Origin of the sequence: Pseudomonas sp. KCJK8993, from assembly GCF_046230915.1 — a bacterium.
Lineage (GTDB): Bacteria > Pseudomonadota > Gammaproteobacteria > Pseudomonadales > Pseudomonadaceae > Aquipseudomonas > Aquipseudomonas piscis.
In genome coordinates this window covers 1-12,733 of the sequence record NZ_JBJJLO010000150.1, presented here as the reverse complement: position 1 = coordinate 12,733, position 12,733 = coordinate 1, and the positions used below count along the sequence as shown (strand labels likewise).

The 12,733-nt window shown below is 66.4% G+C and carries 11 protein-coding genes and 1 pseudogene; 10 read left to right on the top strand and 2 right to left on the bottom strand.

The features are described from left to right. Window positions 1-27 precede the first annotated feature (27 nt). Genes ACK6AU_RS29345 through ACK6AU_RS29330 form a run of 4 tightly spaced genes read left to right on the top strand, consistent with a single transcriptional unit; the run spans window position 28 to window position 4,626 of the window. Complete coding sequence (locus ACK6AU_RS29345) at window positions 28-1,188, top strand: sensor histidine kinase (protein ID WP_409303123.1); 1,161 nt, start codon at window positions 28-30, stop codon at window positions 1,186-1,188. Beyond that, window positions 1,185-1,853: a response regulator transcription factor gene (locus ACK6AU_RS29340; RefSeq protein WP_185702047.1), complete on the top strand. Its 669-nt coding sequence runs from the start codon at window positions 1,185-1,187 to the stop codon at window positions 1,851-1,853. Before ACK6AU_RS29345 ends, ACK6AU_RS29340 begins: the two co-directional genes overlap by 4 nt. After that, the gene (locus ACK6AU_RS29335; RefSeq protein WP_409303121.1) at window positions 1,850-4,177 is read left to right on the top strand and encodes an ATP-binding protein; all 2,328 of its coding nucleotides are present in this window, start codon (window positions 1,850-1,852) and stop codon (window positions 4,175-4,177) included. Before ACK6AU_RS29340 ends, ACK6AU_RS29335 begins: the two co-directional genes overlap by 4 nt. Then, complete coding sequence (locus ACK6AU_RS29330; protein WP_185702045.1) at window positions 4,174-4,626, top strand: response regulator; 453 nt, start codon at window positions 4,174-4,176, stop codon at window positions 4,624-4,626. The genes ACK6AU_RS29335 and ACK6AU_RS29330 overlap by 4 nt, the downstream gene beginning before the upstream one ends. Window positions 4,627-4,631: 5 nt before the next feature. On the opposite strand, the gene ACK6AU_RS29325 is transcribed toward ACK6AU_RS29330, so the two are convergent. After that, window positions 4,632-5,429: an AraC family transcriptional regulator gene (locus tag ACK6AU_RS29325; RefSeq protein ID WP_409303118.1), complete on the bottom strand. Its 798-nt coding sequence runs from the start codon at window positions 5,427-5,429 to the stop codon at window positions 4,632-4,634. Between the two features lie 86 nt (window positions 5,430-5,515). Here ACK6AU_RS29325 and ACK6AU_RS29320 point away from each other — a divergent pair, with 86 nt between their 5' ends. The 4 genes from ACK6AU_RS29320 to ACK6AU_RS29305 all read left to right on the top strand — a co-directional run bounded on the left by ACK6AU_RS29320 (window position 5,516) and on the right by ACK6AU_RS29305 (window position 9,187). Then, the gene (locus ACK6AU_RS29320) at window positions 5,516-6,514 is read left to right on the top strand and encodes a bile acid:sodium symporter family protein (RefSeq protein WP_185702043.1); all 999 of its coding nucleotides are present in this window, start codon (window positions 5,516-5,518) and stop codon (window positions 6,512-6,514) included. A 76-nt stretch (window positions 6,515-6,590) separates the two neighbouring features. Beyond that, window positions 6,591-7,619: a hypothetical protein gene (locus ACK6AU_RS29315; RefSeq protein WP_409303116.1), complete on the top strand. Its 1,029-nt coding sequence runs from the start codon at window positions 6,591-6,593 to the stop codon at window positions 7,617-7,619. A 153-nt stretch (window positions 7,620-7,772) separates the two neighbouring features. After that, the gene (locus ACK6AU_RS29310) at window positions 7,773-8,456 is read left to right on the top strand and encodes a hypothetical protein (protein ID WP_409303114.1); all 684 of its coding nucleotides are present in this window, start codon (window positions 7,773-7,775) and stop codon (window positions 8,454-8,456) included. 110 nt (window positions 8,457-8,566) lie between these two features. Beyond that, window positions 8,567-9,187 carry a LysE family translocator gene (locus ACK6AU_RS29305; RefSeq protein ID WP_409303112.1) on the top strand — a complete coding sequence of 207 codons (621 nt, stop codon included), beginning with the start codon at window positions 8,567-8,569 and terminating at the stop codon, window positions 9,185-9,187. Between the two features lie 66 nt (window positions 9,188-9,253). On the opposite strand, the gene ptrR is transcribed toward ACK6AU_RS29305, so the two are convergent. Then, window positions 9,254-10,132 carry a putrescine utilization regulator PtrR gene (ptrR, locus tag ACK6AU_RS29300; protein WP_409303110.1) on the bottom strand — a complete coding sequence of 293 codons (879 nt, stop codon included), beginning with the start codon at window positions 10,130-10,132 and terminating at the stop codon, window positions 9,254-9,256. 100 nt (window positions 10,133-10,232) lie between these two features. Between ptrR and ACK6AU_RS29295 the strand changes: the two are divergent. Both ACK6AU_RS29295 and ACK6AU_RS29290 read left to right on the top strand, forming a co-directional pair. Beyond that, window positions 10,233-11,623 (top strand): annotated as a pseudogene (locus ACK6AU_RS29295) (aldehyde dehydrogenase family protein). Between the two features lie 79 nt (window positions 11,624-11,702). Then, window positions 11,703-12,500 carry a hypothetical protein gene (locus ACK6AU_RS29290; RefSeq protein ID WP_409303108.1) on the top strand — a complete coding sequence of 266 codons (798 nt, stop codon included), beginning with the start codon at window positions 11,703-11,705 and terminating at the stop codon, window positions 12,498-12,500. The last annotated feature ends 233 nt before the right edge of the window (window positions 12,501-12,733 follow it).

Here is a 12,733-nt window from a genome sequence, read left to right as displayed (position 1 = left end):
TGCACCCCCCCCGCCTGGAGTTTCCCGATGCCCAGCCCGTCCCTCGATCCCGCCAGCGCCCTGTCCTTGCGCAGCCAGTACCGGCAGTCGCAAAGCCGCGCCGCACGTCTGCGGTTGCTGGTGGACACCGGCCAGGAACTGCTGCAACTGGGCCCCGAACAGATGCGCCAGCGGGTGGTGCAACGGGCCTGCGCCTTTGTCGCCATGGACCAGGGGCTGTTGCTGGAATGGAACAGCGACGGCGTGGTCCATGCCAGCGCCGAACAGGGCCACGGCGAATGCCTGCAGGCCCTGCGTGCCGTGGCCGGGCAGGCCCAGTGGCTGGAGCGCCCGCTTGCGCAAGCCGGGGTGCTGCGCGTACTGCTGCACCGCGCCGACGGCCAGGCCTTCGGCGCCCTACTGCTGGCCAACAGCGTGCCCATCAGCGCACCGGACAGCGAAGACCTGGAATCCCTGCAACTACTGGCCACGCTGTTGGCCACGCACCTGGAGAACCAGCGCCTGCTGCAGGACCTGCAAGCCCGCGAACGCAGCATGTCGGAGCTGGTGCAGCGCCTGTTCAGCGCCCAGGAGGATGAACGCAAGCGCGTCGCCTACGACCTGCACGACGGCCTGGCGCAAACCCTGGCCGGGCTGCACCAGCGCCTGCAGGGGTTCGCCGGGCGCTGCCCGCCACTGCCGGGGCCCCTGCACGATGAATTGCAGACCATCCTGCAATTGGCCCAGGGCTGCGTCGGCGAAGGCCGGCAACTGATCGGCGGCCTGCGCCCCCATGTGCTGGACGACTTCGGCCTGCTGCGGGCCATCGACCGCGAGGCCGACCGCCTGCGCGACGCCGGACTGGCGGTGCACTGGCGGCAGCGCTCCCCGGAGCGCCTGCCGGTGGCCCTGGAAATCGCCCTGTTCCGCATTGCCCAGGAAGCCATCAACAACATCCTCAAGCACGCCCGGGCCCACAACGTCAGCCTGGACCTGGCCCTGGAAGCCGACCAGGCCGTGCTCGGCATCAGCGACGACGGCGCCGGTTTCCAGCCGGCATCCGGCCAGGGCAGCGAACAGTGGGGCCAGGTGGCCATGCAGGAACGCACTTATTTGCTGGGCGGGCGTTTCACCTGCCACAGCCAGCCCGGCAGCGGCACTCGGATTCTCGTCCGCGTGCCGCTCCAGGCCCTGGAACAAGCGTTATGACAGCGGTGATACGCCTGGTCCTGGCGGACGATCACGAAGTCACCCGCACCGGGTTCATCGCCCTGCTGGCGGGCAACCCGGAATTCGAGGTGGTGGGCCAAGCCCGGGATGGCGAGCAAGCCCTGGCCCTGTGCGAACAACTGCGTCCGGACCTGGCCATCCTCGATATCCGCATGCCCCTGCTCAATGGCCTGGGGGCCGCGCGCCTGCTGCAACAGCGCCAGCCCGACATCAAGGTGCTGATCTTCACCATGGACGACAGTCCCGATCACTTGGAAGCCGCCATGGCTGCCGGCGTCATGGGTTACCTGCTCAAGGACGCCAGCCGCGAGGAAGTGCTCGACGCCCTGCAGCGCGTGGCCCGGGGCGAAGAGGCGCTCAACAGCGCCGTCAGCGCCCGCCTGCTGCGGCGCATGAGCGAACGCGGCAACGGCCAGGCACCCCAGGCTCAGGCCCTGACCGCCCGCGAACGCCAGGTGCTGGGACTGGTGGCCGGTGGCTTCAGTAACCGCGAAATCGGTGAAAAGCTCGGCATCACCACCGGCACCGCCAAGGCCCATGTGGAACGGGTGATCGGCAAGCTCGGCGCCGCCGACCGCACCCAGGCCGCAGTGCGCGGCATGGCCCTGGGACTGGTGGCGCAACCTGCCGGGCAGTGGCCGTGAACCTGCTCAACGCCCGGCGCTGGGCCGACCTGCCGCTGCGAGGCAAGGCGCTGGTGGTGATCTCCCTGCCGCTGGTGATCCTGTTGCTGTCTTTGGTACTGATCTACAGCACCGAGCGCCAGACCGCCCGCGCCGAGGAGGACGTGCGCCGGGTGCTGCTGGTGCAGGGCGATATCCAGGCGGTGCACACCCTCCTGGCCGAGGCCGCCGCCAGCGTGCGGGGCTACCTGCTGACCCGGCGCGAGGACTTCCTGCCCGCCTACCTCCAGGCCCGGCCGCAAATCGAGGCCGCGCTGCAACGCCTGGACCAGAATGTCCAGGACCCGCGCATGCGCGACTACCTGCAGACCATCACCCCGCTGATCCGCACCAAGCTCGACGGCCTGGTGGCCCTGCGCAACGGCCACCGCGACGACGCTGCGACGATGACCGCGATCCTGATCGACAACAAACAGGTGCTGGACGTGCTGCGCGAGCAAATCAGCGCCATGCGCGTGCGCGAGGATGCGCTGCTGGCCGAGCGTAGCGCTGCCGCCGCGGCGACCCGCATGCGCCTGCTGTTCGCCACCTTGCTGGCCGCCGGCTGCGGTCTGTTCGGCGCCATCGTCGCGGTGCTGTTGCTGTCCCGGGGCATCGTCACGCGGGTACAGCAGGTACAGGGCAATGCCCAGCGCCTGGCCCTGGGCCAGCCGCTGCGCCCGCAAGCACCGGAGCAGGATGAAATCGGCCAGCTGGGCACTCGCCTGGTGGAAGCCGGGCAACTGCTGGCCGAGCGCGAGCGGGCCCTGCGCGACAACGAGGAACGCCTGCGGCTGATCATCGACGGGGTCAAGGACTACGGGATCTTCGCCCTGGACACCACGGGCCGGGTCACCACCTGGAACGTCGGCGCAGAGCGGATCAAGGGCTACAGCGAGCAGGAAATCATCGGCCGGCATTTTTCCCTGTTCTATTTGCCGGAAGAATGCCCCCAGCACCCGGACATGGCCCTGCGCGAAGCCACCGCCCACGGCCACTACATGGAAGAGGCCTGGCGCTGCCGCAAGGATGGCAGCCGCTTTTGGGCCAGTGTGGTGATCACCGCGCAGTACGACGCCAGCGGCGCCCTGCGGGGCTTTTCCAAGATCACCCGGGACATCACCGACCGCCGCGCCGCGGAAATCGCCCTGGGCACCGCCCGCGAGCAAGCGGAAAGCGCCAGCCGCGCCAAGAGCGAATTCCTCTCGCGCATGAGCCACGAACTGCGCACTCCGCTGAACGCCATCCTGGGCTTCGCGCAACTGCTGGACATGGACTCCAGCGCCGGCCAGCGGCCCCAGGTCGGGCATATCCTGCGGGCCGGGCAGCACCTGCTGGGGCTGATCAACGAGGTGCTGGACATTGCCCGCATCGAGGCCGGGCGCCTGCCACTGAACGTCGAGCCCATAGCCCTGGCGGCGGTGCTGCATGAAGCCCTGACCCTGGTGTCGCCCATGGCCGCGGACGGCGGCATCACCCTGGAGCCGCTGCCGGAACTGGCGGCGGACAGCGGCGTGGTCGCCGACCGCCAGCGCCTGATCCAGGTGCTGCTCAACCTGCTGTCCAACGCCATCAAGTACAACCGCGCCGGTGGCCGAGTCAGCGTCGACGTGGCGATCGAGGCATCGCGCCTGCGCCTGAGCGTGCTCGACACCGGCGCCGGGATCACCGCCGAACGCCTGGAACGCCTGTTCAAGCCCTTTGAGCGCCTGGACGCCGACCCCAGGGTCGAAGGCACCGGCCTGGGGCTGGCCCTGAGCAGGAGCCTGCTGGAGATGATGGACGGCAGCCTGCGCGTACAGAGCACTCCGGGCAGCGGCAGTTGCTTCACCCTGGAGCTGCCCTTCGTGCGCCTGGCCGCTGCAGCCGCCGTGGCGCCCTTCGACGCCCCGGCGCTGAACGTGCCGGCGCCACAGCTCGCAAGCCGCTACCAGGGCAAGGTGCTGTGCATCGAAGACAACCTGCAAAGCCTGGCGCTGATCGAAACCCTGCTGCAACGGCGTCCGGGCATCCAGCTGCTGTCGAGCATGCAAGGCCAGATGGGCCTGGACCTGGCCCGCCAGCACGCGCCGCAAATGATCCTGCTGGACGTCAACCTGCCGGACCTGCCCGGCCTGGACGTCCTGCAACGTCTGCGGGCCTCCAGCGCCACGGCCAGCACCCCGATCCTGATGATCACCGCCGACGCCAGCGAACCGACCCGGCGCGCCCTGCTCGATGCCGGGGCCACGGCGATCCTGACCAAGCCGATCCACATCCCGGTGTTCTTCGCCCACCTCGATGCCTGTCTCCCGGAGCCCCCATGACTGCCGATCTGCGCATCCTCATCATCGATGACCAGCGCCCCAACCTCGACCTGATGGAACAGCTGCTGGCCCGCGAAGGGCTGCACAACGTCCTCAGCAGCACCCAGCCGCTGCGCGCCCTGGAGCTGTTCAACAGCTTCGAGCCGGACCTGGTGATCCTCGACCTGCACATGCCCGAGTTCGATGGCTTTGCCGTACTGGAGCAACTGAATCGACGGATCCCGGCCAACGACTACCTGCCGATCCTGGTGCTCACCGCCGACGCCACCCGCGACACCCGCCTGCGGGCGCTGGCACTGGGCGCCCGGGACTTTATCAGCAAGCCCCTGGATGCCCTGGAGACCCTGCTGCGGATCTGGAACCTGCTGGAGACCCGGGCCCTGTACAAGACCCTGCGCACCCTGGTGCCGCCGGAGCGCATCGAGCTGCTGCGCCCACCACGGACCTGAGCCCTTCACACGTCACGGAAGAACTCCCCCGGGGTGGCGTCGAACTGCTGGCGAAAGGCGGCGATGAAGGCCGAGGTCGAGTCATAACCACAGGCCAGCGCCACATCGGTGACCCGCTCGCCCTGCTCCAGCGGCGTCAGGGCGCCCAGCAGGCGCAGGCGCTGGCGCCAGGCGCGAAAGGTCAGCCCGGTGTCCTTGAGGAACAAGCGGCTGAGGGTCTTCTCGGTGACCCCGAGTTTCTGCCCCCACTGGCCCAGGGTGGTCTGCTGATCGGGACGGGCCTGCAGGCTGCGGTAGATCGAACGCAGGCGCACGTCATGGGGCAGCGGCAGCATCAGGTCCAGCTGCGGCGCGGCGGCCAGCTGGTCCAGCAGCACCTGGGCCAGGCGACCGTCGGCGCTGTCCTGCACGTACTCCACCGGCAGCTCGCTGAAGGCGCGGATCAGCTCGCGCAGCAGGTCGCTGACCGCCAGCACCTGGCAGCTGTCGGTATCGGCCCAGGCGGTGACGCTGCAATCCAGGTACAGGCTGCGCATTTCGGTACGCGGCGAACTGAACACCCGGTGCGGCACTCCGGCGGGAATCCACACCGCCCGTTGGGGCGGCGCGATGAAACGTCCAGCGCTGGTCTGGATCTCCAGCACCCCGGCGATGGCATAGGACAACTGCACCCAGGGATGGCTGTGGCGCCGGGTCAGGGCCCGGTTGGGCAAGGACTCAGTACGTCCGTACACCGGCCGCGGCAAGCTGGGAAGACCGGGAATACTGCGCCTGACGATCTTTTCATGTCCTTTAGGCGGCATTAACTGGCTCTTTGGCGTTAGTCGGTAGATGACAGCCACGTTAGAGTCGCCCCATCGTTCTTGGCAACCCCCGGATGATCCTGCCCATGTCGCGCTCCCGCCTGTTACCCGACAACTTCACCCTGACCCTGATCGGCGTCGTCTTGCTGGCCAGCTTCCTGCCCGCCAGTGGCCAGGTGGCCACGGGCTTCGCCTGGCTGACCAACCTCGCCATCGGCCTGCTGTTCTTCCTCCACGGCGCCAAGCTCTCGCGCGAGGCGATCATCGCCGGGGCTGGCCACTGGCGCCTGCACCTGCTGGTCTTCGGCCTGACCTTCGTGCTGTTCCCGCTGCTGGGCCTGGCGCTCAAGCCGCTGCTATCGCCCATGGTGGGCAAGGACCTGTACCTGGGCATGCTCTACCTCTGCGCGCTGCCGGCCACGGTGCAGTCGGCGATCGCCTTCACCTCCCTGGCCCGGGGCAATATCCCGGCGGCCATCTGCAGCGCCGCGGCCTCGAGCCTGTTCGGGATCTTCCTCACCCCGCTGCTGGTGACCCTGCTGCTCGACGTCCACGGCGATAGCGGCTCGACCCTGGACGCGATCGTCAAGATCAGCGTGCAGCTGTTGCTGCCGTTCATTGCCGGGCAGATCGCCCGGCGCTGGATCGGCGCCTGGGTCGGGCGCAACAAGGACTGGCTGAAGTTCGTCGACCAGGGCTCGATCCTGCTGGTGGTCTACGGGGCCTTCAGCGAGGCGGTGAACGAAGGCATCTGGCAGCAGATCCCGCTGTGGGACCTGGCCGGCCTGGTGGTGGCCTGCTGCCTCCTCCTGGGCCTGGTGCTGCTGGCCTCCAGTGTCCTGGGCAAGCTGCTGGGCTTCGACCAGGAAGATCGCATCACCATCTTGTTCTGCGGCTCGAAGAAGAGCCTGGCCACCGGCGTACCCATGGCCCAGGTGCTGTTCGCCGGCAGCACCATGGGCGTGCTGATCCTGCCGTTGATGCTGTTCCACCAGATCCAACTGATGGTCTGCGCGGTGTTGGCCCAGCGCTACGCCAAGCGCCCGGAATCGGTGAGCGAACTGATGGGCCAGGTCGATCCATAGGCTGGCCGTACTCGACGATGGAAGCCGCGCTAGCGCAATGGCATGATGCCGCGGCGAAAATCATCAAGGACCGCTGATGTTTCCAAACCGAATTCACGCCCCGACTCAACAGGACCTGAAACTCAAGGTCCAGCCCCCTCTGGAAGCCGACCCACAGTCCCGGGTCATCGTCCAGTTCGAACGCGGCGCGCACTATGACGCGGATCTGCTGAACCAGCTCGACGCGCTCTGCGCCCGCTACGGCGAGCGCCTCACTGTGCGTTTCTACAGCCACTATCCAGGCAACGCGTTTGACGGCCGCACCTTGCTCGCCCTGCCCAACGTCCAGTCCCTCAGCCTGGATTGCCTAGACACGCTGGAGCACTTCGAAGCCATTGGCAGCCTGCACAAGCTCAAGGATTTCGCCCTGCAAGTCATCAGCGCCAGCCTGCCCGAGCTCCTGGCCCTGCCCAACCTCAAGCACCTGCAACAACTGCGGCTTTCCCTGGACAAGGGGCCCGCCATCGACCTGGCGCCCATCGGCCAGATGCCCGACCTGCGGCAGTTGTCCATCAGCGCGCAAAGCCACCACCTGGACGTCCTGGGCCAGTGCCCGAACATCGCCACCCTGTCCCTGCACCGCATGCCGGCCAAGACGCCCCTGGGCATGGTGGCCGGCATGTCCGGCCTGCGCAGCCTGTCAGTGAGTTTCGGCAGCCGTGAGGGCATGCCGGAACTGCGCAACCCCTACGTGACGGAACTGGACATCCTGCGGGTACGCGGCCTGAATCAGCTGGACCTGGGGGGCTTTCCACAGTTGGAAGCGTTGAGCATCGAGGATCAGGCGCAATTGAGCCGGCTGGACCTTGGCGGGACGCCGCAGTTGCGCAAGATGAGCCTGATCAACCTCAAGACCCTGGAGGCCATCAGCGGCCTGAAAACCGCCAACATCGCTGACCTGCGCATCATCAAGGCCCCACAGCTGGACCTGCTGACACTGATCGACAGCCAGCTGCCGCCCAGCGTGCAGCACCTCAAGTTGCTCAGTGGCAAACGCGCCGTGGACCAACAGATCGAAGCCCGGCAACTGCAACTGGGCATCCCTGAACCCCGCGGCCCGTATTGACCGCCGGCCTCTGGCAGGAGCGAGCTGGCTGGCGCGGAACATCAACGATAACGCCCACTCACAGGCAGCACGCGGCGCTTTGGCAAGCATCGCGAGCAAGCTCGCTCCTACAGACGAACCTGCCACCCTTTTTGCACCTGATACGGAGATCCCATGTCCTTCGTTCCTCGCTTCACCGAACTGCTGCTGACTCACCTGCAACAGGAGGAACGCCAGCGCATCCTCAAATCCATCGTCGTCACCGCCGCTCCCGAGTTGTGGCTGAGCCTGGAATCGGCGGCGTTGCTGGACATCAATCGCGACCACTTCGGCCTCGGCGGCCAGCTGGATGAACGCGAAGACTATCGCCTCTGCTCCGACCAGCCGCCGCGCAGCAACGTCCCGCGCTGGCTGATCGCCGCCGAGCGACGCAAGGTGGATATCTGGGTCGAGGACAGCTACGGCGAACAACCCTCCACCGCCATGGAGTTCAAGGTGGTGCACAACAACAAGAATGCGTATGACAAGATTCGGCAAATTCGCAGGGACCTGGTCAAGCCGATTCCCCACGCCACGCCTGACGAACACATCGAACGCTGGGGCATCGTGCTACTGACCTACTCGCGCTTCTACAGCGACCAACGAGGCAACTATGTCTATGGCCAGTTCGCCAACCGTGATGCCTTTCTCCAAGCCTTCAGGCATGCACTGAGCGATCGCTCCCACCGTTACCGGGGCGCCCCCGAACTGCAACTGGCGATGGAGCCGATTCAGGTCGCCGATCTGGAAGGCGCCCATTACATCGAATCGGAAAAACAGGCCGGGGTGTATCTGGCACTGGTCAGGCGCAAGGCCTGAGACTCACTCCGGACCACCGGCGGCAGCGATCTACCACGGGCACCCGTGGAGCAGATTGACACTCCACGGCTGTGCTAACATTCACCACCCCCAGCCTTGAAGCCCTGCCCATGCCCATCACCGACAACCTCCTGGCCTTCACCCTGGCCGCCACCCTGCTGACCCTGACCCCGGGGCTGGATACCGCCCTGGTGCTGCGCACCGCCACGGTGGAAGGCAAGCGCCAGGCACTGCGCGCAGCGTTGGGAATCAACGTCGGCTGCCTGCTCTGGGGCGCAGCCGTGGCCTTCGGCCTGGGGGCCTTGATTGCGGTGTCGGAGCTGGCCTTCAACCTGCTCAAGTACTGCGGCGCCGCCTACCTGGCCTGGCTCGGGATCACCATGCTGCTGCGCCCGCGACGGGCCTTCGTACCCGCCAGGACCAGTGAAAAGCCCCAGGCCAACTGGTTTCTCAAGGGCATGCTGGGCAATGCGCTCAATCCCAAGGTGGGGATTTTCTACGTGTCGTTCCTGCCGCAGTTCATTCCCCAGGGTGAGCCGCTGGTGCCCTGGACCTTCGGCCTGGTGAGCATCCATGTGATGCTCGGGCTGATCTGGGCACTGCTGCTGATTGGCGCCACTCGCTCCCTGAGCGGGGTGCTGCGACGGGAAAAGGTGATCCAGTGGATGGATCGCACCACCGGCCTGGTCTTCATGCTGTTCGCCGCGCGCCTGGCCTTGAGCAAGCGCTGAACATCAGCGCCGCAAGACGGCCACCGGACAGCGGCTGGCCCGTGCCAGCGCCCATGGCCATCCGGCTCACGCCTCGGCCAGCACCATGCCCCGCTCCTCCAGCAACTGCACAAAACTGCTCAAGCTCTGGGACACGGTGCCGCGCCGCCAGACCAGCCAGGTCTGCAGGAAACGAAAGCGCGGGGACAAGGGCCAGACACTCACCGTGGCCGCCCCGGGCATGCTTTCCAGCATGCTGCGCGGCATCAGGGCCAGCCCGGCGCCGGCGCTGACGCAGGCCAGCATGCCGTGGTAGGACTCCATCTCGTGGATCTTGCCCGGCACCGCGGCGTCCTGGGTGAACCAGCTTTCGAAGTGATGGCGATAGGAGCAGTTGGCGCGAAAGGCGTAGATGCTTTCACCGTTGACCTCCCGCGCCCGGGTGATGGGGGCATGGCCCAGGGGCGCGATCAGCACCATCTCTTCCTCGAACACCGGCAACCCTTCCAGGCTCGGATGGCGCAACGGGCCATCGACGAACGCCGCCACCAGCCGCCCGGACAACACGCCTTCGAGCATGGTCCCCGAAGGGCCGGTGGACAGGTCCAGTTCGACCTTGGCGTATCGCTGGTTGTAGGCCGCCAGCAGGGCCGGGATGCGCACCGCTGCCGTACTCTCCAGGGAGCCCAGGGCAAAAGGGCCCTGGGGTTCTTCGCCGGCCACGGTCAGGCGTGCCTCGGCCACCAGGTCGAGGATGCGCCGGGCATAGTCGAGGAAATTCCAGCCGGCGGGCGATAGGCGCATCCGGCTCTTTTCACGGATGAACAGCTCCACGCCCAAGTCCTGCTCCAACTGCTTGATGCGCGTGGTCAGGTTCGACGGCACCCGATGGATCAGCTGCGCCGCGGCGCTGATGCTGCCCTGCTCGGCAACGGCCTTGAAAATCTCCAGCTGGACCAGGTCCATCTCATTCTCCAATCGTGAACGACTTGCTCAATATTATTCAGTTTTCAGCAAAGAACCAGCCCCGTAACCTGCTGCCATTCCCACCTTGCAGGACGGTGCCATGACCTCTGTTTCCAGCCATACCCATGCCCTGTCGATCAACCCCGCCACCGGCGAGCGGATCGGCGCCTATCCCTATCAGTCGGACGTCGCCCTGGACGCCGCCCTGGAACGGGCCCGCCATGGTTTCGGCCAATGGAAGCGCCTGGACGTCACCAACCGTGCCGGCCACCTGGTCGCCCTGGCCCAGGTCCTGCGTGACAACAGCGAGGCCCTGGCCCGCATGATCACCCAGGAAATGGGCAAGCCCCTGGCCCAGGCCCGGGGCGAGATCGAGAAATGCGCCCAGTTGTGCCTGTGGTACGCCGAGCACGGCCCGGCCATGCTCGCCCCGGAAGCGACCCTGGTGGAACACCACAAGGCCCGCATCGAGTACCGGCCGCTGGGGCCGATCCTGGCGGTGATGCCGTGGAACTTCCCGATCTGGCAGGTGCTGCGTGGCGCAGTACCGGCGCTGCTGGCGGGCAATACTTACGTGCTCAAGCACGCACCGAACGTCATGGGCAGCGCCTACCTGCTGCTGGAAGCCATGCATCAGGCCGGCTTCCCCGAGGGGGTCTTCGAGCTGGTCAACGTCACCCCGGACGGCGTGTCCCGGGCCATCGCCGACCCACGCATCGCCGCCGTGACCCTGACCGGCAGCGTGCGCGCCGGCATCGCCATCGGTGCCCAGGCCGGGGCCGCGCTGAAGAAATGCGTGCTGGAACTGGGCGGCTGCGATCCCTTCATCGTGCTCGACGACGCCGACCTGGACGAAGCGGTCAAGGCCGCGGTGGTCGGCCGTTACCAGAACACCGGGCAGGTCTGCGCCGCCGCCAAGCGCCTGATCATCGAGCAAGGCGTGGTGGAGGAGTTCACCCGGCGCTTCGTCGAGGCCACCCGCGCCCTGGTGCTGGGCGACCCGCTGGCCAGCGACACCTACATCGGCCCCATGGCCCGCTTCGACCTGCGCGACGAACTGCACCAGCAGGTCGAGGCGACCCTGGCCGAAGGCGCCAGCCTGTTGCTGGGCGGCACCAAGCCCGCAGGCGCGGGCAACTATTACCCGCCCACGGTGCTGGCCGGCGTTACCGACCAGATGACGTCGTTCAAGCAGGAGCTGTTCGGCCCGGTGGCCTCGATCATCACCGCCCGCGACCCCAACACGCCCTGGAACTGGCCAACGACAGCGAATTCGGCCTGACCGCAACCCTGTTCACCGCCGACCTGGGACGCGCCCGGCAAATGACCGACGAACTGGAAACCGGCGGTGTGTTCATCAACGGCTACAGCGCCAGCGACCCGCGGGTGACTTTCGGCGGCGTGAAGAAAAGCGGCTTCGGCCGTGAGCTCTCGCACTTCGGCGTGCGTGAATTCTGCAACGCCCAGACCGTGTGGCTGGATCGGCGCTGAGCCCGCCGCTACATAGCCCGGCCCGGTCGATGGCCCAGCCTGCATTACCGGTGGATAGCATGCAGCACGAACACCACGCGTGCTGGCCCCCGCTGACCTCCAGCTCCGCTGTCTGGCTGGGGCTACGCACCTGGGGTTGCGGAAGCTGTTTCCTGGGTATCGTGCCAAGGCCGAGCTCCTGCGCCCGGGCCTCGAGTCGCTTGGCCATGCCGAACAGATCGCGGGGTGCCTGGTAGAACGCTTCACCAGGCAAAACCCTTACCCGGACCACCTGAGCAAAAGCCTGAGCAAGAGTTTCGAGCAGCAGCACCAGGGCGACGTATTCGATCTGCAACTCACCTGGGGCCTGACCATCGAAATCAAGAGCACTGCCTCACCGAAGAGCTGGCGCCTCGGGCAGACCGCTTGTTGGAACCTGTTGCAAGACAGGAACCTGAAACGCAAGGGTTTCCAGGCTCACTACTACATCCTCGCCGAACTGTCCCAGCCGCTACGGGAAGAGCAGGGAGCGATCGTCTTCGATGACACCCGGTTCCACGTGTTATCGAGGCAGGACCTGGAGACGCTGGCCGGCGACAAGGGCTATGTGACCTTCAAGCAGTTCACCCGGCTGTCCTTGTCCAGGCAGCAGACTTGCACCTATCCGTACCTGCCATCGACGCTCCAGGCTTTGGTCAAGCAACGCTTAGCGCTGGCCCATCCCCGGGGCGAGCCGGGATGGAAGCTGCCTTTGCCGCCGGAACCAGAAGCCTTTCCCTTGGCCGTGGAAACGAAGGGGCGAATCCTGCAAAGGATCCCGGTCCTCTGGAGTCCAGGCGTAGAACCCACCTGGAACGATGGGGAGCTGATCGGGCTGCGGTATGTACCTGAGCGCTAGGCAGGTGATCGGGACTAGCCCCGGTGTCGAGGCTCGATGATTGCCTACTACTTGCCCAGCACAATCAGCCATTCTTTCGGAATTTTCCTGAAGCCACCCTGCCCAAGGCCTTTTTATGATGCGATTTTTTAACCGCCCGGAAATCCCCTATGCGCGCTCAAGTCCAGAAATTCATCGTCCGTCTTCCCGATGACTTGCATGCGCAAGTCAAGCGCGTCGCCAGGCAGGAAAAC